This is a genomic window from Streptomyces sp. CB02058, assembly GCF_001905505.1.
Taxonomy (GTDB): domain Bacteria; phylum Actinomycetota; class Actinomycetes; order Streptomycetales; family Streptomycetaceae; genus Streptomyces.
The window spans coordinates 1,091,401-1,115,104 of sequence record NZ_LIPG01000001.1 but is presented as its reverse complement, the minus strand read 5'-3'; the positions used below and the strand labels follow the sequence as shown (position 1 = coordinate 1,115,104).

The following is a 23,704-nucleotide window of genomic DNA, read 5'->3' as shown; positions in this document are numbered from 1 at the left end:
CGCCCCCTTCGAGTGATCAGGAAGGTACCGCACCCGTTTTCGATCGGTCGCGCGATTTTCCGTCGGGCGCGCTCGTGCGCCCGCGGGCCATCCGGAATCCGAGGTCGTCGATCGCGAACGTGGGGTGGCTGCGGCGGCGCACCGTGGCGCCACAGCCGCGCTCCGCCTCGGCCCAGCCACCGCCGCGGAAGGTGCGGTAGGCGCCGTAGACCTCCTCGTCGTAGAGGTCCCAGCACCACTCCCAGACGTTGCCCAGCATGTCGTACAGACCCCAGGCGTTCGGGCGCCTGCCGCCGACGTCGTGGAGCCTGCCGTCCGAGTTGCCCTCGTACCAGGCGATGCTGTCGAGTTCGCCGTAGCGGTAGCCGGTGGTGCCCGCCTTGCACGCGTACTGCCACTCCGCCTCCGTGGGCAGGCGGTAGCCGTCGGCGGCCGGGTCGCGGACGACCTCGCCGCTCCCCTCCGCGCGGGAGTAGACCGGGTCCAGTCCGACGCGGGCCGAGAAGCGGTTGCACAGGTCGACGGCGTCGAGCCAGCTGATGCTCGTCACCGGCAGGGCGTGGGACACGGCGGGATCGGGAGTCGTGTCCGTGAGGGCCCAGTACTGGCCGAGGGTGACGGGGAGACGGGCGAGCCGGAAGGGCCCGACGGTCTCCTGCCACTGTTCTCCGCGGCGGTCGTCGCGGAGGTCGACGGTGCCGGCCGGTATCGGGACCATGCCTGCCGCCGTCTCGTCGTCGAGCAGGCTCACGCGGCGCCCTCCCTGTCCGGAGAGCCGAAGTGCCCCCGCGCCCAGGCTACTTCGGCCTGCGCCCGGCCGCCGGTGAACCCGGCCCCTGCGACGCCTCCGCCTCAGCCCAGCAGCCGGACCGGCTTCCCGTCGAGATGGGCGCGGATGTCCTCGACGGCGTCGCCGTAGTACGCCGCGTAGTTGGCCTGCGAGACATAGCCCAGGTGCGGTGTGGCCAGCAGGCGCGGTGCGGTGCGCATCGGGTGGCCGGCGGGGAGGGGTTCGACGTCGAACACGTCGACGCCCGCACCCGCGATGGCTCCCCTGCGCAGGACGTCGAGCAGCGCGTCCTGGTCGACGATCGCGGCCCGCGAGGTGTTGACCAGAAAGCTGCCCGGCCGCATCAGCCCGAGCTCCCGGGCCCCCAGCAGGCCACGCGTACGCTCGCTCAGCACCAGGTGTACGGAGACGAAGTCGCTGGTCTCCAGCAGCTCTTCCTTGGACGCGGCGAAGGCCACCCCGGCTTCCTCGGCGCGCTCCGGGGTGAGGTTCCGGCTCCAGGCCACGACATCCATGCCGAAGGCGCGGCCGACCGCGGCGACCCTGGTGCCGATCTTGCCCAGCCCGAGGACGCCGAGCCTGCGCCCGTGCAGGTCGGCGCCGACGGTGGACTGCCAGGGGCCGCCGTCCCGCAGTGCGTTGGCCTCGGTCACGATCCCGCGCGCCAGTCCGAGGAGCAGGGCCCAAGTGAGCTCGACGGGTGGGGTGGCCGTGCTCGCGGTGCCGCAGACGGTGATCCCCCGGCGTTCGGCGGCGGCGTAGTCGATGGACGTGTTGCGCATGCCGGAGGCGACGATCAGCCGCAGGCGCGGCAGCCGGTCGATCAGCGTCGCCGGGAACGGCACTCGCTCCCTGAGCGTGACGACGATGTCGAACTCCGCCAGCCGCGCGGCCAGTTCGTCCTCCGTGGCGCAATGACCGGCGAAGGAGACCACCTCGACGTCGTCGGCGACCGGCGACCAGTCGGCGGCGGTGAGGGCCACGGACTGGTAGTCGTCGAGCACGGCACAGCGGAGTTTCATGGCGTCTTCCCCTTCGGCGGCGGCGACGGCACGGCGTCGGCCCTGCGGCAGCACCGGGAAATCTACCGGCCGCTTCCCGGGATCATGCCCCCGGCCATGCCTCCCTGTTCCGCGCGACGTCGTAGACCCGTTCCACCTGGGTGGGGGTGAGTACGCCGGTCAGCGGGGCGAGGGCGGACAGCTGGCGTTCGCGGAGGACGCGGACGTCCGCCGGGGTCATGACGACCTCCAGCTCGGTGACTCCGGTGAAGACCAGCACGGTCCGGACGGGGACGTCGAAGGCGCAGTGCGTCTCCAGCACGGTCCGCGCCCACCGCGTCCCCGGCCGGTCGTCGAGCTCGTACGGCTGCGGGGGGCCGTCGCCGGTCCGCAGGGTGCCGTCGGCGATCCGTACCGACGCCCCGGGGTGGTGTTCGGTGCTGACGGCGAACACCCCGCCGGGCCCGATGAGCAGATGCCCGATCTCGGTGCCGTCCGGCAGGGGCACGGAGTGCAGGACCCGCCAGCCGTGCCGGGTGAGCCGCTTGAGCTCGGCACCCACCCGCCGCTCCCCCGCCAGGGCTCCCCTGCGCGGGTCCCCGTCCTTGTGCCGCCGGAGGGCTCCGGTGGCAGCCCGTACGAGCGCCCCGGTCGCGGACTCGCCGAGCTGCTCGCGCAGCGCGGCGCCCGGCCGGCGCGTCGCGAGGTCGCTCCCGGGTGTCAGCGCGGGCAGGACGGGCGGCCTGCGGGAGCCGGTGGACGGCGTCCCTGGCTCGGAGGCGGGAGCGGGAGCGGAGGCGGGTGCGGGAGTGTGCCCGGCCGCGGGCTCGGGCACAGGAGCAGCCGTGGGCTCGGGGACAGCTGAAAGGACAGCCGTGTGCCGGGGGGCGGTCTCCCCAGCCGTGTGCCCGGGGGCGGTCTCCCCCACCGCCGCCACCACCGGTGCCGCCTCCTCCACCGGTGCCGCCTCTGCCTCCGGCGCCTCACCCGAAGGCACCACCTCGGCCTCCGGCGCCTCCCCCACCGGGGCCTGCGCCGGCATCGCCTCCGCCGCGGGCGGCGGCTTCTGCGTCGGCACCTTGTCCACGAGGGCGCCCCGCTTCCGCATCCCCCTCAGCGGCGGAATCCTCGGGGCCGACGGCGGGGTGCGCGGCGCCTGCGGCACGGGCGGCGCATCCTCGCCCACGAGCGCCGGCAGGTCCGGAACCTGGCGCGCCAGCGCGTCGGTCACGGCGTCGCGGTAGCGCGGGTGCAGCACCGTGATCGTGCCGCTGCCCCGGTCCGCCCATCCGATCGCGGTGCCGTCCGGCAGGTTCACATAGAGCCGGTCGTGCCCGAAGAGCTGCCATGACGTGACCTTGAGATCCTGCATCGTGCCCCCTCTGTTCACAGCTCCGGCGTCCGTCTCCCCCAGCCTGTACGGCGGTCCGGCCGCCGCACAGGGCGCAGAGCGGGCGCGTGGAATCGGGAACCCGGCGTTCCGGAGCAGTCCGGGCCCGGTGTGCCCCGGACCGGACTGCTCCGGCGCCCCCGTCGGACGCGCTCCGTCAGACGAGGGGGAGACCCGGCGCCGGATAGGCGTCCATCATCGTCCTGACTTCGTCGCGGACCTTGGAAACGGTCGCTTCGTCACCTGTACGAGCGGCATCGACCACAAGATCGATCCACTGTGCGACCGCGCCCATCTCGGAGACGGGGATGCCCCGGGACGTCAGGGCGGGGGTGCCGATGCGGATGCCGGACGGGTCGAAGGGCTTACGGGGGTCGTAGGGAACGGTGTTGTAGTTGACGACGATCCCGGCCCGGTCGAGCGCCTTGGCGGCGATCTTCCCGGAGACGCCCTTGCCCGTGAGGTCGGCCAGCAGCAGGTGGTTGTCCGTGCCGCCGGACACGAGGTCGAAGCCGCGTGCCGCCAGTTCCTCGCCCAGCGCACGGGCGTTGGCGACGACCTGGTGGGCGTACGCCGCGAAGTCCTCCCCCGCCGCCTCCTTCAGCGCGACCGCGATGGCGGCCGTCGTCTGGTTGTGCGGGCCGCCCTGGAGCCCGGGGAACACGGCCCGGTCCACCGCCCTGGCGTGCTCGGCCGTGGTCAGGAGCATCGCCCCGCGCGGCCCGCGCAGGGTCTTGTGGGTGGTGGTGGACACCACGTCGGCGTACGGGGCGGGCGAGGGGTGCGCGCCACCGGCGATCAGCCCCGCGATGTGGGCGACGTCGGCGACCAGCACGGCGCCCACCTCGCGGGCGATCTCGGCGAACCCGGCGAAGTCGATGACGCGGGGCACGGCCGTACCGCCGCAGAAGATCAGCTTGGGGCGCTCGGCGCGCGCCAGGTCGCGCACCTCGTCCAGGTCGATGCGCCCCGTGTCCCGGCGCACCCCGTACCGCACGCCCCGGAACCAGCTGCCCGTCGCCGAGACACCCCAGCCGTGCGTCAGGTGGCCGCCCATCGGCAGGGACATCCCGAGCACGGTGTCGCCGGGCTCCAGGAACGCCATGTAGACGGCGAGGTTGGCCGGGGAGCCCGAGTACGGCTGCACATTGGCGTGTTCCATGCGGAACAGCGCCTTCGCGCGCTCGACGGCGAGCGTCTCGACCTGGTCGATGACCTGCTGGCCCTCGTAGTAGCGCTTTCCGGGGTAGCCCTCGGAGTACTTGTTCTGGAGAACGGTGCCGGACGCCTCCAGCACGGCGGCGGAGACGTAGTTCTCGCTGGGGATCAGGCGCAGGGTGTCCGCCTGGAGCCGCTCCTCGGCGTTCACGAGAGCGGCGAGCTCCGGATCGGCGGCTTTCAGAGCGGGGCGGCGGGCATCGGACGGCTGTACGGCCACGGGGTTCCTCCCGGGTCGGTCGCACGGGGGCGACATGGACCCGGAATGCCCAGGCGGACGGCCCTCCGGCGATGACGCCCCGGGCGTGCCCGGAGTGTGCCGCTCCCTCGTGGTCGGTTCCACGGAGCACCCCGCGGGGTGCGCGCCAGTCGCGGCATTCGGCACCTTACTGCGCGGCGGGCCGATCCGACAGCGTGCCGTGGGCCGTTCGGGGCGGAGCGCCCAGGGGATCTTTCCCGCCAATCCGACCGGACATCCGCAAGGAAGAGTGAACGGGTACGAAACTGGGCAGTTTCCCGGCGACCTGACGAGGTTCGGCGGTGGGGGGGCCGTGATGGAGTCACGTGATCAGCCGGGGATGCCCGAGTCCAGACCCGGGTCCGGGCAGGAGCCCGGAGTCGAGTACACCTGGGGCGGTTTCCAGCCACCCCCTGCCGCACCTCCGGCGGCGGGCCCGCCGCCGCCCGGGGCCGCGACGCGCGCCGTCGCCGCCGGTCTGCTGAACCTCTCGGGACTGGGGCTCGGCCATGTCCTGGTGAGCAACTGGCGCAGGGCCGCGGTGAGCTGGGCGGCCACGGCGGTCTTCCTGCTCGTCGCCCTGCCCGCCGACCCGGACGGCGTGCCCGCAGCGCTGGTCGCCGTCTATCTCCTGCTGCTCGTCCTCGTCGCCGCCGACGCGGCCCGCATCGCCTGGCGCGCGGACACCGTCCGGTGGCTCCGGCCGGTCCTGGCGGGGGCGCTCGGACTGCTGCTCCTGGCCGTCCCGGTCGCCGGCACCTTCGCCTACGGTTCCGCGCGGGACGAGGCGGTGGAGCAGGAGTTGCTCGACCGGCTGAAGGAGGGGGACGATCTGGTCGCGAAGGCGGCGAAGAGCCCGTTCGCGCTCTCCAAGGCGGACTACGGCCACGCGCTCACGCTCTACCGGGGGCTGGGCGAGGACCATCCCGGCTCGCGTGCCGCCGCGCTCGTGCCCGAGCGCCTGGAGGCGTACTACGCCGCCGTGGCCACGCCGTACAGCGCGAAGCAGCACTGCGAGGCGATCGATCCCCTGACCTATCTGCGGACGCTGCCGCGCACCGTGGACCGGAAGCTGCTCGGTGATCTCGCCGGCTACCCGGACACCCCGCTCGCGGAGTCGCTGTACGGCTGCGGTGTCTCCCGCCTCGGCGGTACGGGCACGAGTTCGGGCGGCGAGGAGCTGGGCACGCTGCTGCGCACCTTCCCCGAGTCCTCGCAGGCCGGGCAGGTGGGCCCGGCCGTCAGCGCGACGATACGGCAGCAGGTCGCGGGCCTGAAGGACGCGGAACCCTGCACCGTGACCGAGCAGTTGCGCGGGACGCGCACCCTCGTCGCGGAGCTCCCCGAGACCTCAGTGCCCACCCTGGAGCGGCAGGCCGAGGCCGGGGTGCGGGACGGTGTGTTCGCCTGCGGCGTGGACGAGTTCAAGGAGAAGGAGTTCACCGAGGCGCGGACGACCCTGACGGACTTCGCGGACACCTACAAGGACGACGGGCGCCGTCAGCAGGCGCGGAACATCGCCATAGCGGCCGAGATAGCCGAGGACCGTCCCGCGGCGGGCAAGCGGCTGCCCCCGAGCGGCAGGCCGGGCGGGGCGCGCATGGAGCTCGTCATCAGCAACGACGCGCCCAACGACGTCGAGGTGCTCTACACGGGGCCGGTCACGGGCACGGTGAAGCTGAAGGCCTGCGGCGGCTGCGAGCGGTACAGCAGCGAGGCCGCCGGCGCCGCACGTGCCTGCAAGGCGAGCGGCACGTCGTACCCCAGGGCGAAGCTGCGGCTCCCGGCGGGCGACTACCACTTCCTGTACAAGCGCGGTACGGACGCGACGACGGCCGTGGACAACTACACCTCGGGTTCGAAGGTCGCTCCCGGCTACACGTACACGAGCTGCACGTATGTCGTGGAGCGGGACGAGTTCGGACTGGACCTGCCCACGCTGCCGGACCTGCTGAAGCCCACGTCCGCTTCCTGAGGCACGCGCCTCGGCCTGCGCGGGCGCGCGTCAGGCCGAGGTGCGCTTCCGCGCGCCCCCGGCGGTCTTCTTCGCGGCCCCCTTCTTCGCGGCGCCCCCCGTGGCCGCCGGGCTGCCCGCCTTCTCCTTCGCCGTCGTCCTCTTGGCCGTGGCCTTCTTCGCGGTCGTCTTCTTCGCGGCTGCCTTCTTCGGTGCGGTCTTCTTCGCCGCCGTCTTCTTCGGTGCCGCCCGCTTCGCCGAAGCCCCTGACTTCTTCGCGGCGCCGCCCCGGCGGGACCCGATGGGGTGGACGTCCGCCACCTCGCCCTCGTGTCCCTCGCCCTCCCCGTGGGACTCCCGCGCCGCCCGCACGCTGCTCTCCAGCGCCGCCATCAGGTCGATGACCTTGCCCTCGGGCTCCTCGCCCTCCGCCTCACCGACGGGTTCACCGGCCGCCTTCGCCGTGACGAGTTCCTCGACGGCCTCGCGGTAGTCGTCGCGGAGCGCGTCCAGGTCGGCGTCGCCCAGGGTGTTCATCAGCGCGTCCGCCAGGTCGAGTTCGGCGTCGCGGATCTTGACGCCGGAATCGGGGGCGACGCCTTCCGGGGCGCGGATCTCGTCCGGCCACAGCAGGCCGTGCATGGCGATGACGTCGTCGACGACCCGCAGCATGCCGAGCCGTTCCCGCCCGCGCAGCGCGTACTTGGCGACGGCGACCTTCCCGCTGCGCCTCAGGGCCTCACGCAGCAGGGCGTACGGTTTCGCCGCCGGCACGCCGTTGGCCGAGAGGTAGTACGCCGAGTCCAGCTGGAGGGGGTCGATCGCCGACGGGGGCACGAATCCCTCGATCTCGATCGTCTTGGCCGTGGGCAGCGGCAGCGAGGCGAGGTCCTCGTCCGTCACCGGGATCACGGTGCCGTCGGCGTCCTCGTAGGCCTTGACGGTCTCGCAGGCGGGGATCTCCTCCTCGTCCAGCTCACAGACCTTGTGGTAGCGGATACGGCCCCCGTCGGCGACATGGATCTGCCGGAAGGAGATCGAGTGGTTCTCCGTGGCGTTCATGAGCTTGACCGGGATGCTGACCAGTCCGAACGAGATGGAGCCGTTCCAGATGGACCTCACCGTTCACCCCTTACGCCCGCCATGACTGCATCCGTACGATTTCGTGTGATTCTTATCGTATGACGCCGATCACGGAGGTGGAGGGGCGGCGCCTGGCGCTCAGCAATCTCGACAAGGTGCTCTACCCGGCCACCGGGACCACCAAGGGCGAGGTGCTGCACTACTACGCGGCCACGGCGGCGGACGTGATGCTGCCGCACCTGCGGGACCGCCCGCTCTCCTTCCTGCGTTATCCGGACGGCCCGGAAGGGCTGCGCTTCTTCACCAAGAACCCGCCGCCCGGTACGCCCGACTGGGTGCGGACCGCCCCGGTGCCGCGCAGCGACGACCCGGGCGCCCGTCAGGTGCTCGCGCAGGACCTCCCCTCGCTGATGTGGGCGGCGAATCTGGTGGTCGAGTTCCACACCCATCAGTGGCGGCAGGACTCCCCCGCCGTCGCCGACCGGATGGTCTTCGACCTGGACCCCGGGCCACCCGCGAGCGCGGTCGAGTGCTGCGTGGTGGCCCTCTGGCTGCGCGAGCGGCTCGCGGCGGACGGCCTCTCCGCGTACGGGAAGACCTCCGGCTCCAAGGGGCTGCATCTGCTGGTCCCCCTGGTGCCCACCCCCTCCGACGAGGTGACGGCGTACGCCAGGGAGCTGGCGGTCCAGGCGCAGGGAGCGCTGCCCGAACTGGCCGTGCACCGGATGACGCGCGCGCTGCGGCCCGGGAAGGTGTTCGTCGATTTCAGCCAGAACGCCGCCGCCAAGACGACGGCCGCCCCGTACACCCTGCGGGCGAAGGGCAGTCCCACCGTCTCCGCGCCCGTCACCTGGGACGAGATCGAGGCCTGCGGAGCGCCGGAGGAGCTGGTCTTCGTGGCCGGCGACATGGCCGCGCGGCTGGAGAGGCACGGGGATCTGCTCGGGCCGCTGACCGATCCCGGGCAGGCGAGGCCCCTTCCCGGGCACTGAGCGGACGGGATGCGCACAGCCTCTTCACAGGCACCGGGGCACGCCGAGGAAAGGCCGCAAGTGGAGGGTGGATTGTCCTGGCCGTGGTGCACACTCTGCGCAGACGCTGCTTCGTGGACATGGTTTTCCGCCAGGTCCGGGGCGCAGAGGAAAGACACGGGGAGGGCGTGGCGTGTTCACGGGGATCGACGAGGTCGACTGGGCCTCGATGAAGCATGCCTACGGTCCGGCCGACGACGTGCCGGGCCTCCTGTACGGACTCGCGTCCGCCGATCCGGCGGAGCGGGAGAGCGCGCTCGACGGGATGTACGGCGCGGTCCACCACCAGGGCAACGTGTACGCGTGCACGCTCGCCTGCATCCCGTTCCTCTTCGAGCTGGCCGTGGACCCGGGCATACGCGACCGGGGCGGCATCGTGGAGCTGCTGACCAGCATCGGGGGCATCGATCTGGACGAGGAGGAGGACGGGCTCGACGAGCTGGACGAGGACGAGATCGAGGGCGTGGCGAACTACGCGATGGCGGCCGCCGCCGTGTCCGCGGGTTCGCCGGTCTTCTTCGAGCTCGTCGCGGACGAGGACCCGGGGGTGCGTCTCGCCGCCCCGCTGGCGCTGGCCACGCTGCACACCCGGCCGGCCAGGGTGCTCACGCTGCTGCGGGAGCGGCTGCCCTCCGAGGCGGACGACGAGGTGCGGCTCGCCCTCGTCGAGGCCGCCGGCCGGATCGCCCTGCGCCACCGCGGGCTGGCGGGGCAGGCGGCGGACTGGCTGAGCCGGCTGGCCGCCGAGGCCTATCCGCCCGGACTGCGGCTCGCGGCCCTCGCCCAGCTCGCCCGTTGCGCCCCCGACGCGCTGCCCGGGGACGTCGTGCGGGTGGTGTCCGGCCTGCTGCGGGAGCTGCGCTCCGGACCCGCCCGTCCGGAGCCGTCCGCCGCACAGCCGCCCGGCGGCGACGAGGCCGCGGCGGACCGGGTCGCCGCTCCGACGCTGGTGGGGCAGTTGCGTGAGCTGTCCGCCGAGGAGTCCGCCGGACGCAGTGCCCCGTGGGCCGCGGATCTGCTGCGGACCCTGCACGTCGGCCTGGACGACCGCGTGGCGGACCGCACGGCGCTGCTGACGGACCAGCTGAGCAGCCCCGACCCCTGGCAGCGCATCGACGCCGTACGGATGAGCAGCGGGCTGATCCGGGCCTGGCGCGGTGCGTACGAGGAGCTGGTGCGGCTGATCGGCGTACAGCTCACCGATCCGGAACCCCGGCTGGCGGAGGCCGCCTCGCACGTCCTGGAGGAGCTGTTCGGCCTGGCCGCTCCCGCCGCCGACGCCCTGGCCGGGCGGGTGGCGGCGGATCCCGGGTCGTGGGTGAAGGAGTGGGCGAGCGGGCCTCCCGGGCTGGGCTCGGCGGTGAAGGCGCTGGCCAGGCTGGGGGACGTACGGGCGCTTCCGGCGCTGGCGGCGGCCCTGGAGAGGCCCGAGGTCCCGCACGACGTGGGCTTCGCGATCACCTGCCTGGGCGACGGGGCGGCCCCGCTCGCCGGGGTGCTGCGCCGCAGGCTGGGTGAGGTCGGCCTCGACGAGGGGGCGTACGACCGGGCGAGTCCGCTGCTCTGCGGGCTGACGGCGCTGCGCGCGGGCGAGGCCGCTCCCGAGGTGCTGCGGGTGCTGCGGGGGGCTCCCGAGTACCGGGGCGAGTGGCTGCGCACCGCGGCGCTGCGGGCGCTGGGCGCGTTCGGGCCGGCCGCGGAGTGCGCGGTTCCGGAACTCCGGCGGCTGATCCGGCGGCCGGGGACCGCGGCGGCGACCGAGGCGGCGGAGGCTCTGTGGGCGGTCACCGGGGACGCCGGAGTGGTGCTGCCGGTGCTCGCCGAGGGCCTGCGGGCCGAGCAGGTGCGCGACTGCCGGGCGGCGGCGAGCGCGCTGGGCGCGCTGGGCCCGCGCGCGGGTGCCACGGCGCCCCGGCTGCTGGCGCTGCTGGAGCACGAGGAGCTGTGGCTCCGGGTCGAGGCGGCGAGCGCCCTGTGGGAGGTCTCGGGCCGGACCGCCGAGGCGGTGCCGGTGCTCCTCGCGGCGTGGGAGCAGAACCGTCACGTCAGGGTCAGGGTCGCGGAGTGCCTGGCACGGATGGGCGCGGCCGGCGCGGGCCCGGAGGCGCAACGGGTGCTGCGCGCCGAGCTCCTCTCCGTACGCCGTCACAACGCGATGGACGGCGGATACGGCAGTCACGACACTTATGAGGACGAGAAGCTGCTGGCGCTCTGCCGGCGGGCACTTCCGGGAGAGACGGGGAGAGGAACCACATCATGATCATTTTCGGTACGCGGGGATACATCCATCAGCTGGCGGTCCTGACGATGGTGTGCGGCTGGTGCGGCAACCCCGCCGCGCACACCCTGCGCAAGCGGGTCACCAAGTTCACGCTGTTCTTCGTGCCGCTGTTCCCGTTCTCCACGACGTACACGACCCAGTGCACCTTCTGCGGCGGGGAGCGGAAGATACAGAAGGAGGAGGCCGACCAGCTCCTGGCGCAAGCCCAGGGCGGGCAGGACGGCAATCCGTACGGCACCGGTCAGCAGCAGCCCGGCTACGCGCCGCCCGGCCAGAACCCCTACCAGCGCTGACCCTCACCCGGGATCACCGGCCGAGGAGTGCCACGAAGCTGACATAAGGGAAATAACACCCGCCTCTTGCTACGTTGCGGGGCATGACCGCAACGACGGCGGACGCACGCCCGCCCGCGCTACGCCTGCCCAAGCGGCGCGGGGTGGAGCTCTCGCTCCTGATCGGGGCCGTGCTCATCTCCGTCTACGGCTACGCCGCCGTCGGCCTCGCCCGGAACAACGCCGTTCCTCCCGATGTCGCGGGCTACGGCGCGGGGCTCGGCCTCCTCGCCCTGCTCGCCCATCTCGCGGTGCGCTTCCGCGCGCCCTTCGCCGACCCGCTGCTGCTGCCCATCGCCGTGCTGCTCAACGGGCTGGGGCTGGTGCTGATCTACCGCCTCGACCTGGAGACCCCGAGGGACCAGGCGGCGACGACGCAGCTGATCTGGTCCACCCTCGGGGTCGCCTTCTTCATCGCCGTCGTCGTCATGCTGCGCGACCACCGGGTGCTCCAGCGCTACGCCTACCTCTCGGTCGCCGCCGCGCTCGTGCTGATGATCGTGCCGATCTTCTTCCCCGCGGTGAACGGGGCGAAGATCTGGATCAGGATCGGCGGCCTCTCCTTCCAGCCCGGCGAGTTCGCCAAGATCCTGCTGGCCGTCTTCTTCGCCGCGTACCTCGCCGCGAACCGCAACGCCCTCGCCTACACCGGCCGCAGGATCTGGAAGCTCCAGCTCCCCACCGGCCGGGTGCTGGGGCCGATCGTCGCGATCTGGCTGCTCAGCGTCGGCGTCCTCGTCCTCGAACGTGACCTCGGCACCTCGCTCCTCTTCTTCGGCCTCTTCGTGATCATGCTGTACGTGGCCACCGGGCGGACCGGATGGATCGCCGTCGGGCTGCTCCTCGCCGCCGCGGGCGCCTTCGCCGTCGGCTCGTTCGAACCCCATGTGCACAGCAGGGTGGAGGACTGGCTCGACCCGTACGCCACCATCGACGCGGGCGAGGGGCCGAGCCAGCTCGCCCAGTCGCTCTTCGCCTTCGCGGCGGGCGGGATGCTCGGCACGGGCCTCGGGCTCGGCCACTCGATCCTGATCGGCTTCGCCGCCAAGTCCGACTTCATCCTGGCCACGGCGGGCGAGGAGCTCGGCCTCGCCGGGCTCACCGCGATCTTCCTGCTGTACGCCCTGCTCGTGGCCCGCGGCTTCCGTGCCGGCCTGGCGCTGCGGGACCCGTTCGGGCGGCTGCTGTCCATCGGCCTCGCCTCGATCCTGGCGCTCCAGGTCTTCGTGATCGCGGGCGGCGTGATGGGGCTGATCCCGCTGACCGGGATGGCGATGCCGTTCCTCGCCCAGGGCGGTTCGTCCGTCGTCACCAACTGGATCATCGTGGCCCTGCTCATCCGCGTCAGCGACGTCGCCCGCACCCCCGATCCCCCGGCCGGTCCCTCCCCCGGCCCGCCCGCCGGGGAGACGGCCGCCGAGGAGGCGCGGTGATCCCCTACATCCGGCGCGCCGCCGGTTTCTGCCTGCTGCTGCTCGTCGCCCTGCTGGCGAACGCCGCCCGCGTCCAGCTCTTCGAGGCCGACGAGCTCAACTCGAACTCAGCCAACCGCCGCACCACGATCGACCGTTACGACCAGCCGCGCGGCAACATCGTGGTCGGCGACGAGTCCGTCACCGGCTCGAAGGACACCGGCGAGCAGCTGGCGTACGAACGCACCTACCGGCACGGCCCGCTGTACGCGCCGGTGACGGGTTACGCCTCGCAGACGTACGGCACCACGCTGCTGGAGAACGCCGAGGACGGCATCCTCTCGGGCACGGACCCGATCCTGGCCCCGCTGCCGCTCTGGGGCGACATCACCCGGAGCCGCCAGCCCGGCGGGAACGTCGTCACCACCATCGACGACTCGGTGCAGCGCGCGGCGTACGAGGGCCTGGACGGCAGGCGTGGCGCGGTCGCCGCCCTGGACCCGGCCACCGGGCGCGTCCTGGCGCTGGTCTCCTCACCCTCGTACGACCCGGAGGTCCTCTCGGGGACCGGTTCCGCCGTGACCGACGCATGGGCACGGCTCAACCGTTCGGCGAGTCAGCCGATGCTCAACCGGGCCATCCGGCAGACCTATCCGCCCGGTTCCGCCTTCAAGATCGTGACGGCGGCGGCGGCGCTGGACGCCGGGGTGGTCAACGACCCGGACGCGGACACGGACACCCCGTCCCCGTACGTCCTGCCGGGCACCTCGACGACACTGCCCAACGAGGCGAGGGGGTGCGAGAAGGCGTCCCTGGCGGAGGCGATCCGGGTCTCCTGCAACACGGTGATGGCCCATCTCGGCGTCCAGGTGGGGCTGGACGGGATGCTGGAGGCGGTCGGCAGGTTCGGCTTCAACGACAACGACCTGAAGATCCCGTCCCGGGTGGCCCGCAGCAACTTCGACTCGGACATGAGCGACGACCAGCTGGCGCAGTCCTCGATCGGGCAGTTCGACACGACGGCGACCCCGCTCCAGATGGCGATGGTGGCCTCGGCGGTGGCGAACGGCGGCGATCTCAAGCGCCCCCAGCTGGTGGACCGGGTGACCACCGACGACGGCGACACGGTCCGCAGCCCGGGCCCCGACTCGTACGACCGGGCGATGAACCCGGCGACGGCGCAGCAGCTCCAGCGGATGATGGTCGAGGTCGTGGAGAGCGGCACCGGCACGAACGCGGCGATCGACGGCGTGACCGTCGGCGGCAAGACGGGCACCGCCCAGCACGGGGTCGACAACTCCGGTACGCCGTACGCCTGGTTCATCTCCTGGGCGCAGGCGCCGGACACCGGCCGCCCGGCGGTCGCCGTCGCGGTGGTCGTGGAGGACGCGTCGGCGAACCGGGCGGACATCAGCGGGGGCGGCAACGCGGCCCCGATCGCCAGGGCGGTGATGGAGGCGGCGCTGGCGGACTGAGACCGGTCCCCGGGCGCCGCCGCCGGGGCAGCCGAGACTGGGTCCCATGACATCGGCTCTGGAAACGTCCCTCACCCGGATCGACACGCTCGACCCGGAGCTGCGCGCCTTCACGGAGGTCTGGCACGAGGAGGCGCGGCGCCGGGCGGAGGGAGCGTCCCGACTGCCGCTCGCGGGACTGCCGTTCGCCGTGAAGGGCCGTGCCGGCATCCGCTCGTACGCCGCCGGACGGCTGATCGCGGCGGGCGGCATCCCCGTCGGCGCGACCTCGGTGCCCGGCCCGGGTACGGCATGGCAGACCTGGGGGCAGGGCGCACACGGCCGTACGGTCAACCCCTGGCGGCCCGACAGGACTCCGGGCGGCTCGTCGGCCGGATCGGCGGTGGCGGTCGCCGCGGGCATGGTGGGGCTGGCGACGGGCAGCGACGGCGCGGGGTCGGTACGCATCCCGGCGGCCTGGTGCGGGGTGTTCGGCCTGAAGACGACGACGGGACTGCTGCCCTCCCCCGACCGCACGGGCCTCGCCTCCCCCGGTGTGCTGGCGAGCTCGGCCGCACGGGCGGAGTCCTTCCTCCGCCATGTCCTGGACGGATACGAGCCACGGCCCGCACGGCTCCCGGTTCCGGCCGTCTACAGCCCGGACCTGGGTTTCGCCACCGTCGACCCGGACGTCGCCCGGGTGACGCGGGAGGCGGTGGACCGGCTGGTGGCCGCGGGAACGGTGCGTCTGCTGCCCGGCTCCTGCGCGCTGACGGACCCGGCGCGGGCCTGGGAGGCGGTGCGCGCGGGGCGGACGGCCTCGGCGCAGTGGCGCGACGGCGCCGACGGGCGGGCGCTGGACGCCCTCCTCGCCCGGGTGCCCCTGCTGCTCAGCCCGGTCGCGCCCACCCCGCCGCACGGCCACGAGGGGCCGGGTGACGTCTACTCCACCGCCCTCACCTGGGCGTTCAACCTCAGCGGCCATCCGGCGGCGAGCCTGCCCGCCGGCTTCACACCGGACGGCTGCCCCGCCGGCCTCCAGCTGGTGACCCGCCGGGGCACGGACGCGGCGCTGCTCGGCATGGCCCGCGCGATGGAGCGCGTCCTTCCGGCGCCACGCCCGCGCGGGGCCGGCTGACCGGCCTTCGTGCGCCCGCCCGGCTCAGTCCAGTGGTTCCCTCCGTGCGCGCCACTCGGCCGGTACGCCGTCCACCCCCGTGGCGGCCCCGACGACGCCCCCGGTGATGGCACACGTCGTGTCCACGTCCCCGAAGCCCTCCGCGGTCGCCCAGAGGGCGGCCTCCAGGTCGCCGGGGTGCCGGGCGGCGGTCCACAGCGCGAACGGCACCGTGTCGTCGGCCCTGATCCGCTGCCCGTTGCCCAGGAGGTCGGCGGCCTTCCAGGGCTCCGTGGCGAACGGCACCTCCGCGGCGCGCAGCAGCCCGTCGCGCACCGCCCCCTCGGGCGTGCGCTCGGCGACCGCCCCGAGCTCCAGTTCGCCGCGCACCGAGAGCGCCGCCGCCACCGCGACCGCCACCGCCCCGGCCACGCCCTCGGGATGGGAGTGGGTGACGACCGCCGAGAGCGTGGCCTGCTCTGCGGCATGACCGAGGTCGGCGTGGAAGCGGGCCCCGAGCGGCGCGACGCGCATCGCGGCGCCGTTGCCGAGGCTGCCGCCGTCGAACAGTCCGGGCGCCAGGGTGCGCCAGTCCGCCGGCGAGGACAGCAGCGCGGGCAGCAGCATGTGCATGCCGTGCCCGTATCCCCGGGCCTGGTCCGCGTCGTAGGCCAGGGCGTAGTACAGGGCGAGCCGGTCCTGCTCCACCTGCCCGTACTCGTCGAGGACCCGCTGCAGGGCCAGCGCCAGGGCGGTGTCGTCGGTCCAGTGCCACACGGGTTCGTGCGGGGTGCGGCGCGCCCGCACCTCGGCGTACGCCTGGCGAGGCGGCCTGAACAGCGGGAACCACCGCTCCCCGAAGGCGTCCCCGAGCGCGAGCGCTTCGAGGCTGCGCCGCGCCGCCGTGCGATCCCCTGTGCCGGTGGTCGAGTTCATGCCCCCATCCTGTCCGCGCCGCCGGGGACGTACATCTCCTTTTCCCCGGGCCGGCCACCGCGCTCAGTCCTGTGTGGCGCCGCCCTCTGCTATCGCCTCCTCGACCTCCGCCACGCGGGCCTGCTCCTCCTGCGCGAAGCGGTCCCGGTCCAGCTGCTCGGCTATCTCCTCGTCCTGGGCCATCAGCAGGTCCAGGCTGGAGTCGCCCAGCTCGAAGACGCCCATGTCGACGTACGCCTTCTGGAGCCGTTCGCCCCACAGGCCGATGTCCTTGACGCAGGGGACGATCCGGCTGAACAGCAGCTTGCGGAAGAGCTGGAGGTATTCGGAGTGCTCGGAGAGGTCCTTGGCCTCCTGCTTGCCGATGCCGAAGTTCTCCAGGACCTCGACGCCGCTGAGCCGGTCGCGCATCAGGTAGCAGCCCTCGATGACGAACTCCTCGCGCTCGCGCAGTTCCGCGTCGCTCAGCTGCTTGTAGTAGTCGCGCAGCGCCATCCGCCCGAAGGCCACGTGCCGGGCCTCGTCCTGCATGACGTAGGCGAGGATCTGCTTCGGCAGCGGCTTGGTCGTCGTGTCGCGGATCATGCCGAAGGCCGCGAGCGCGAGCCCTTCGATGAGGACCTGCATGCCGAGGTAGGGCATGTCCCAGCGGGAGTCGCGCAGGGTGTCGCCCAGCAGGCCCTGGAGGTTGTCGTTGATCGGGTAGAGCATCCCGACCTTCTCGTGCAGGAAGCGGCCGTAGATCTCCGCGTGCCGCGCCTCGTCCATGGTCTGGGTCGCGGAGTAGAACTTCGCGTCCAGGTCGGGGACCGACTCCACGATCCGCGCGGCGCAGACCATCGCGCCCTGCTCACCGTGGAGGAACTGGCTGAACTGCCACGAGGTGTAGTGCTTGCGCAGTTCGCCCTTGTCCCGCTCGGTCATCTTCGCCCAGTGCGGGGTCCCGTGGAGCGTGAGGGCCTCGTCCGGGGTGCCGAGCGGGTCGGAGGGGTCGACCTCCAGGCTCCAGTCGATGCGCTTGTTGCCGTCCCACTGCTTGTCCTTGCCCTTCTGGTAGAGGGCAAGGAGGCGTTCGCGGCCGTCGTCGTAGTCCCAGCTGAACCGGGCGGCGCCTGAGGCAGGGACCTGCCATGTCGGCGCGGGGGGCGCGGTGATGTAGAGGTCGTGTGTCGACACGGACAGCTCCTTCGCCTGGCGAGGATCGTGCATTCCGTGGTGCTGACGTCAGTTGGCAGGTTCACACGTTGGTAGACGCACAGTCAACAAGTCGCGCACAGGGGATTGACTGGCTTGCTGACAGGCAGTCTCATCGTCCATGAGCACGAAGTTGACCGCCGGTAACCCCTTCTGCGAGGTGCCTCAGCCATGACGCCAGTGACCGACGAGGACATCCAGGTGCTGCGCGACGCGCTCGGCCCCCTCAAGGACCGCGAGCAGGTCGCGGTCCGTCTTCTCGAAGCCTCGGCCAAGCACTCCTTCGACCCGGACACCGACCTCGACTGGGACTCCCCGGTCGAGGAGGGCAAGTGGTTCTGGCCGCCGGAGCTGGTCTCGCTCTACGGCACCCCGTTGTGGCGGAAGATGTCCGAGGAACAGCGGATGGAGCTGTCGCGCCACGAGGCGGCGTCCCTGGCCTCGCTGGGCATCTGGTTCGAGATCATCCTGATGCAGCTGCTGGTGCGGCACATCTACGACAAGTCCGTGACGAGCAAGCACGTGCGCTACGCGCTCACGGAGATAGCGGACGAGTGCCGTCACTCGATGATGTTCGCCCGCATGATCGAGTGGGGCGGTGCCCCCAGCTATCCGGTGCCGCCGCGCTACCACAACCTGGCGCGGGTGCTGAAGACCGTCTCCACCACCCCGGGTTCGTTCGCCGCGACGCTGCTGGGCGAGGAGATCCTCGACTGGATGCAGCGGCTCACCTTCCCCGACGAGCGGGTCCAGCCGCTCATACGCGGAGTGACCCGCATCCACGTCGTCGAGGAGGCACGGCATGTGCGGTACGCACGCGAGGAGCTGCGCCGCCAGATGGTGACCGCGCCCGCCTGGGAACGCCGGATGACGAGGCTGAGCTCCGGGGAGGCGGCCCGCGTCTTCTCCGTCTGCTTCGTCAACCCGCAGGTGTACGACAACATCGGGCTGAACCGCCACGAGGCCGTCGCCCAGGTGAAGGCGAGCGGCCACCGCGCCGAGGTCATGCAGACGGGAGCGAAGCGGCTCACGGACTTCTTCGACGACATCGGGGTGCTCAACGGGATGGGGCGCAGGCTGTGGAGGAGTTCGGGACTGCTGGCCTGAGGGGGTTGGCGGAGGCACCGCTTAGGCTTCGGAGTATGACGTCCGCACCCGCAGCACCGCCGGCCCGCGCCTACCGTCGGCTCGGTGTCGAGGAACGCCGTGCGCAACTGCTCGCCGCCGCACTGACGCTCTTCGCCCACCGGGCGCCGGACGACGTGTCGATCGACGAGGTGGCCGCCGCCGCGGGGGTCTCCCGGCCGCTGGTCTACCGCTACTTCCCCGGCGGCAGGCAGCAGTTGTACGAGGCGGCGCTCGGGTCGGCCGCCGAGCAGCTGACCCTCTGCTTCTCGGAGCCCGAGGCCGGTCCCCCCACGGAGCGGGTGGGCCGGGTCCTGGACCGCTATCTGGGATTCGTCGACCAGCACGACGCCGGGTTCAGCGCGCTGCTGCGCGGCGGCAGCGTGGCCGAGACCTCGCGCACGACGGCGATCGTGGACGGTGTGCGCAGGTCGGCGGCCGAACAGATCCTGCTCCATCTCGGCCGGGGCAGCGGGCCGGAGCTGACACCCGCGGGGCCCAGGCTGCGGATGATGGTGCGCACCTGGATCGCCGCCGTGGAGGCGGCGTCCCTGATCTGGCTGGACGAGCAGAAGCAGCCGGCCGCCGCCGACCTGCGGGGCTGGCTCGTGGACCATCTGATGGCCCTGCTCGCGGCCACCGCCGCCTCGGACGAGGAGACGGCGGTGGTGGTGACGGACCTGCTGAACCAGGAGACCGCCGACGGCCCCGCCGGACGGCTCGCGACGCTGATCATCCCGGTGGCGGGCCGGGCGGCGCACCTGTTGCCGCCCGGCTGACCCCTCCTGGGTCAGACTGGCCCGGTGAAAAGTGAGAACACGTCCTTCCGCGGCGGCCCCCTGGACGGCCGGGTGCTGCCCGTCCTGCTCGGGCCGACGGGCCATCCCCCCAAGTGGTACGAGGTCCCGGTGCCGGACGCCGACGGCGGCCCCGCCACCGTGTACGCCTACCGGCGCACCCCTGCGGGATATTCGAAGCGGCTCGGCATCCAGCGCGGCTGGTTCTACGAGTTCGTGCCCGGCGGACGCGAGCGCTTCACGCCCAAGTGGCCCTGGACCAAGCCCCGCAGCGAGTCCTGAGCGGCCGGCGCGCCGCCGCCCGTAAGATCGACGGTCAGATGCCGAGGGCACGGGCACGGGCACGGGCACGGTCACAAGGGGGGTGCGCCATGGAGGCGCTGCGTCAGGACGATCCACGCCGCTTCGGCCCGTACACCGCGCTGGCACGCCTGCGCGAGAGTGCGAGCGCGGTGCACTTCCTCGCCCGGGGCGCGGAGGGCGACGAGCTCGCCGTGGTGACCGCGGCGCGGCCCGCCCTCGCCGCCGTACCCGCCTTCGGGCGCCGCTTCCGGTCCGAGGCGGGCATCGCGGAACGCCTGGCCGGGGGCTGGGTGCAGCCGCCGCTCGCCGCACCCGAGGACGACGCCCTGTGGACGGCCGCGGCGTACGTGCCCGCGGTGACCCTCGCCGAGGCGATCGGCTTCGCCGGTCCGCTGCCCGAGCGTGCCGTGCGGATACTGGGCGCGGGCCTGGCGGAGACCCTCTCCCGGGTGCACGCCACCGGGTCGGTGCTCCAGGGGCTGGCGCCGGAGACGGTGCTGCTGGCCGAGGACGGGCCCCGGCTGACCGCGTTCGGGCCGCTGGGCGCGGCGGTCCACGCCGAGGCGCGCGAGGGCGGGCAGCTCTCGGTGCGGCTCGGCTATCTCACCCCCGAGCAGGTCGCGGGCAAGGAAGTGGGCCCGGCGTCCGACCTGTTCGTCCTGGGCCTGCTCCTGGCATACGCGGCGACCGGGACGACCCCGCTCGCCGAGGGGCCCGCGGACGGGGCGGCGGAGCGGATCGCACACGGCTCGGCCGAACTAGGCGCCGTACCCGACGAGTTGCGGGCGCTGATCGCGAGCTGCCTGGCGAAGGACCCGGCCGACCGGCCCGGCGCGGGAGCGGTCGCGGCGGAGCTGGCGCTGGAGGGCGCCGCGGGCCTCGCGAAGGGCGGCTGGCTCCCCGCGACGCTCTCGGCGGCCTTGGCGGACCAGTCGGCGCGGGCCCACGCCCTGGAGCCGGTCCAGGAGCCGGTCCAGGACGAGGTGCCCGGGGACGACGCGGCACCCGGGGACGGTACGGCCGGCGCGGAACTCGCACACGCTGGTTCCCCCGAGGCCGGCAAGACCTCCTCGGAGAGCACCGGCGACATCGGCGAGGACAGCCGTACGACCCGCTTCCTGGGGACCGGGGCGCGCCCACCGCAGTCCGACCGGGCGACCGCCCAGCTCGCGCTCCCCCGTGAACTCCCCGGCGCCGTACCCCCGCAGGCGCCCGCCCCCGCCCTGCCCCCGGCCCCGGCACCCTCCGGGCCGTACGGCTACGCCTACCCCGCCACCGCCGCGCCGGGGGGTGCGCCGGCCCCGCTGCCCCAGCCCCTGCCGGGCGCCGCACCGGCCACCGAGCCCGCCCCCGAGCCCGCCCCCGCCGCCAGCAGGCGGGCGCTGCTCACCGCCGTCGCCGCCGGGGCGGCCGGGCTGCTCGTGGGCGGGGCCGCCGTGTCCGCCGTCGGGTCCGACGAGCCCGCTGCCGCCGCCGACGACAAGCCCGGGGCCGAGCCCCGCCTCACCGCTCCCGGCCGGGCGCCGGACCCCCGGTGGATCTACACCCACCCGGCCTCCGGGCCCGCCCCGCTCACCGCGGGCCTGTGGCGGGACGACCTGCTGGTTGTGACGGACGCGGAAGGCGCGACCGCCGTGGACCTGAGGACCGGCCGCAAGCGCTGGGAGCGCGCCGAGGCGGCGGGCGCCCAGACCGTCCTGGCGACGAGCGACGGACTCTGCTTCCTGGCGACCCCGGCCGAGTTCCTCTGGCTGTCTCCCGAGGACGGGCGGATCAGGCACCGGGTGCGCTACGCCGACCAGTTCACCGGCGTACCCGGCATGAAGGTGGCTCCGGTCACCGGACTGTCGGGCTCCGTCCTCTGGTTCACCGGCTCCCACATCGTCACCGTGAAGGCGCCGAAGCCGAAGAAGGGCAAGAAGCCCGGCAAGGACACACAGGTGGCCAAGGCCTACTTCTTCGCGTACGACATCGCGCGGCGCGAGGAACTCTGGCGCATCGCCGTCCCGGCGGGCCGGGCACCCGGCACCCCGGCCTACCGGCTCATCGCCGTACGGGACGCCGACCTCGTCGTACGCCAGGACGCGGCCACGCTCACCCCCGCCGATGTCACGGCGGCCAAGGGCAGGGCGTTCTTCCGCTGCTTCGACCGCACCACGGGAAAGCTGCTGTGGAACCGGCAGTTCGGCACGGTCGCACCGGGCGCCGGGGTCGCCGGTGACGCGGGCGGCCGGCTCTACGCCGGGGTCGGCGACGATCTGCAGGCCTTCGAGACGGGCACGGGCAAGCCCGTCTGGACGCTCAACGGCACCGCATCGTCCGTCTTCGGGTCGCCGATGCCCGCCGGGACGCTGCTGCACATCACGAACCGCAACCAGGAGGTCGGCACCGTCGAGCGGGCCACGGGACGGCTGCTCTGGCGGCGGTCCACCGAGGTGCCGCTCGGCGGCGGCGCGCCCGTGCTCACCCTCGGCGGGGGCGGGAAGACGCTGCTCGCGGCGGACACCACGCAGGTGACCGCGTTCGCCGCCGAGGACGGGCGGCGGCTGTGGAAGTTCCAGGACATCGGGGCCCAGGACCCGAAGGGCGCCACGGTGAGCGCCCCCTACCGGGTGCTGGCCTCGAAGAAGACCGCGGTCGTCCAGCGGGAGAGGGCCTTCTACGCGCTCCCCGTGGACTGACCCTCCCGGGTCCCGGGTCCCGGCCGACGTCGGCCCGCCCGGGCGTCCGCCGTTCGGGGCGTGGCCCGGGCGGCGCGCCGGACGGTCCTTGCATCACACGGCACCGAGTGACCGGATGGATGACATCCGACCACTTGTAGGCTATTCCGATTAATTCGGCATCGCCTTCGTCACCGGAGGTGATGTCGTGTCAGGCCGACTCGCGCGAACCCTCTGCACGGCGGCACTGGCCGCGGTCGTCGCCGCGAGCCCGGCCGTCGCCGAACCCGCGGGCCCGGAGCCCGCACCGGCCGCCGGGACGGAGTCGGGGAGCCTCGCCGGGGCCGCGCCGGGAAGCGTCGCCGGGCTGCTGAAGCAGTTGCAGACGCTCTACCAGCAGGCCGAGGAGGCCGGCGAGCTCCACAACGGCACCGAGGAGGAGCTGAGGAAGCGGACCGCCGAGGCCGCGAAGCTCAGCACAGAGCTCACCGAGGCCCGCGCCGCTCTGAAGTCCGGCCGCAGGGACGCGGGCCGGATGGCACGCGACCAGTACCAGGGCAGCACCGACTTCTCCGTCTATCTGCGGCTGCTGCTCGCCGACGACCCGTCGCGCGCCCTGGAGCAGAGCCATGTCATCGAGCGCGCCCAGGCGGGCCGGGCCGCCGTGGTCGATCGCCTCACCGGCGCGGAGAAGCACGCCGAGACGCTGGCGGCCAGGTCCCGGGCCGTGCGGGAGAAGCAACGGGTGCTGGCCGCACGGCAGAAGCAGCAGCGGGACATCGTGCAGACCCGGCTGAAGGGCATCGAGGCGATGCTGGCCTCGCTGTCGGACGAACAGCTCGCCGCGGTGGCCGCGCTGGAGGAGAAGAACATCGGCGAGGCCCAGGACGCGCTGACCGCCTCGGGGGCGCTCAGCTCCGTACGGCCGCCGTCGAGGGAGGGCGGGGAGGCCGTCGCGTACGCGATCGAGCAGATCGGCAAGCCGTACGTCTGGGGGGCCGAGGGGCCGGACTCCTTCGACTGCTCCGGGCTCACCTCACAGGCCTGGGCGGACGCGGGGCTCACGATTCCGCGGACCTCGCAGGAGCAGTGGCGGGAGCTGCCGAGGGTCCCGGTCGGGTCGCTGCGCCCCGGGGACCTGGTGGTCTACTTCCCGAAGGCGACCCATGTGGCGCTGTACATCGGCGACGGCCTCGTCGTGCAGGCGCCGAGGCCCGGAGCGAAGGTGAAGGTCTCCCCCCTCGCCTCGAACCCGCTGCTGGGCGCGGTCCGCCCGGACCCGGGGGCCGAACCCCTGGGCGCGTACACGCTGCCGGAGCTCCCCGAGGACGCCCGCACGGGGACGGACGACGGGTACGACGCGCCGGAGGCGTGAGGGCCGGGCCGTC

Annotated in this window: 19 protein-coding genes; 12 read left to right on the top strand and 7 right to left on the bottom strand. The window is 73.2% G+C overall.

The window, feature by feature from the left end; translation table 11 throughout:
* Positions 1-16: 16 nt before the first annotated feature.
* The 4 genes from AMK10_RS05245 to glyA all read right to left on the bottom strand — a co-directional run bounded on the left by AMK10_RS05245 (position 17) and on the right by glyA (position 4,655).
* A complete protein-coding gene (locus tag AMK10_RS05245) occupies positions 17-751 on the bottom strand; it encodes a formylglycine-generating enzyme family protein (protein ID WP_073745210.1) in 735 nt (244 codons plus the stop codon).
* Between the two features lie 101 nt (positions 752-852).
* Positions 853-1,812, bottom strand: a complete 960-nt coding sequence (locus tag AMK10_RS05240) for a D-2-hydroxyacid dehydrogenase family protein (protein WP_073746069.1) — start codon at positions 1,810-1,812, stop codon at positions 853-855.
* 82 nt (positions 1,813-1,894) lie between these two features.
* Entirely contained in the window at positions 1,895-3,163 is a 1,269-nt protein-coding gene (locus AMK10_RS05235; RefSeq protein WP_073745208.1) for a nuclease-related domain-containing protein, read from the bottom strand.
* Between the two features lie 175 nt (positions 3,164-3,338).
* Positions 3,339-4,655: a serine hydroxymethyltransferase gene (glyA, locus tag AMK10_RS05230; RefSeq protein ID WP_073745206.1), complete on the bottom strand. Its 1,317-nt coding sequence runs from the start codon at positions 4,653-4,655 to the stop codon at positions 3,339-3,341.
* Between the two features lie 322 nt (positions 4,656-4,977).
* Here glyA and AMK10_RS05225 point away from each other — a divergent pair, with 322 nt between their 5' ends.
* Positions 4,978-6,612: a hypothetical protein gene (locus tag AMK10_RS05225; protein ID WP_241839474.1), complete on the top strand. Its 1,635-nt coding sequence runs from the start codon at positions 4,978-4,980 to the stop codon at positions 6,610-6,612.
* Between the two features lie 30 nt (positions 6,613-6,642).
* Here the strand turns inward: AMK10_RS05225 and ku are convergent, their stop codons facing one another.
* On the bottom strand, positions 6,643-7,713 hold the full coding sequence (gene ku, locus AMK10_RS05220; RefSeq protein WP_073745204.1) for a non-homologous end joining protein Ku: 1,071 nt from the start codon (positions 7,711-7,713) through the stop codon (positions 6,643-6,645).
* 59 nt (positions 7,714-7,772) lie between these two features.
* Between ku and ligD the strand changes: the two genes are divergently transcribed.
* From ligD to AMK10_RS05190, 6 genes are all read left to right on the top strand, one after another.
* The gene (gene ligD / locus AMK10_RS05215; protein ID WP_073745203.1) at positions 7,773-8,666 is read left to right on the top strand and encodes a non-homologous end-joining DNA ligase; all 894 of its coding nucleotides are present in this window, start codon (positions 7,773-7,775) and stop codon (positions 8,664-8,666) included.
* A gap of 172 nt (positions 8,667-8,838) precedes the next feature.
* Positions 8,839-10,965 carry a HEAT repeat domain-containing protein gene (locus tag AMK10_RS05210; protein WP_073745201.1) on the top strand — a complete coding sequence of 709 codons (2,127 nt, stop codon included), beginning with the start codon at positions 8,839-8,841 and terminating at the stop codon, positions 10,963-10,965.
* Positions 10,962-11,279: a zinc-ribbon domain-containing protein gene (locus tag AMK10_RS05205; protein ID WP_073745199.1), complete on the top strand. Its 318-nt coding sequence runs from the start codon at positions 10,962-10,964 to the stop codon at positions 11,277-11,279. Before AMK10_RS05210 ends, AMK10_RS05205 begins: the two co-directional genes overlap by 4 nt.
* Positions 11,280-11,362: 83 nt before the next feature.
* Positions 11,363-12,751, top strand: coding sequence for an FtsW/RodA/SpoVE family cell cycle protein (locus AMK10_RS05200; RefSeq protein WP_073745197.1), 1,389 nt, complete (start codon positions 11,363-11,365; stop codon positions 12,749-12,751).
* Complete coding sequence (locus tag AMK10_RS05195; protein ID WP_073745195.1) at positions 12,748-14,205, top strand: peptidoglycan D,D-transpeptidase FtsI family protein; 1,458 nt, start codon at positions 12,748-12,750, stop codon at positions 14,203-14,205. The genes AMK10_RS05200 and AMK10_RS05195 overlap by 4 nt, the downstream gene beginning before the upstream one ends.
* A 46-nt stretch (positions 14,206-14,251) precedes the next feature.
* Positions 14,252-15,322, top strand: a complete 1,071-nt coding sequence (locus tag AMK10_RS05190) for an amidase family protein (protein WP_073745193.1) — start codon at positions 14,252-14,254, stop codon at positions 15,320-15,322.
* 24 nt (positions 15,323-15,346) lie between these two features.
* On the opposite strand, the gene AMK10_RS05185 is transcribed toward AMK10_RS05190, so the two are convergent.
* Positions 15,347-16,237: an ADP-ribosylglycohydrolase family protein gene (locus tag AMK10_RS05185; RefSeq protein ID WP_073745191.1), complete on the bottom strand. Its 891-nt coding sequence runs from the start codon at positions 16,235-16,237 to the stop codon at positions 15,347-15,349.
* Positions 16,238-16,300: 63 nt separating this feature from the next.
* Complete coding sequence (locus AMK10_RS05180) at positions 16,301-17,413, bottom strand: ferritin-like domain-containing protein (protein ID WP_073745189.1); 1,113 nt, start codon at positions 17,411-17,413, stop codon at positions 16,301-16,303.
* A gap of 189 nt (positions 17,414-17,602) precedes the next feature.
* Here AMK10_RS05180 and AMK10_RS05175 point away from each other — a divergent pair, with 189 nt between their 5' ends.
* The 5 genes from AMK10_RS05175 to AMK10_RS05155 all read left to right on the top strand — a co-directional run bounded on the left by AMK10_RS05175 (position 17,603) and on the right by AMK10_RS05155 (position 23,691).
* Entirely contained in the window at positions 17,603-18,538 is a 936-nt protein-coding gene (locus AMK10_RS05175; protein ID WP_073745187.1) for an AurF N-oxygenase family protein, read from the top strand.
* A 35-nt stretch (positions 18,539-18,573) separates the two neighbouring features.
* Positions 18,574-19,335 (top strand): TetR/AcrR family transcriptional regulator, encoded by a 762-nt coding sequence (locus AMK10_RS05170; protein WP_073745185.1) that lies wholly within the window; start codon positions 18,574-18,576, stop codon positions 19,333-19,335.
* 24 nt (positions 19,336-19,359) lie between these two features.
* Positions 19,360-19,635: a hypothetical protein gene (locus AMK10_RS05165; protein WP_073745183.1), complete on the top strand. Its 276-nt coding sequence runs from the start codon at positions 19,360-19,362 to the stop codon at positions 19,633-19,635.
* Positions 19,636-19,724: 89 nt separating this feature from the next.
* On the top strand, positions 19,725-22,337 hold the full coding sequence (locus AMK10_RS05160) for an outer membrane protein assembly factor BamB family protein (RefSeq protein ID WP_073745181.1): 2,613 nt from the start codon (positions 19,725-19,727) through the stop codon (positions 22,335-22,337).
* Between the two features lie 187 nt (positions 22,338-22,524).
* Entirely contained in the window at positions 22,525-23,691 is a 1,167-nt protein-coding gene (locus tag AMK10_RS05155; protein WP_073745179.1) for a C40 family peptidase, read from the top strand.
* The last annotated feature ends 13 nt before the right edge of the window (positions 23,692-23,704 follow it).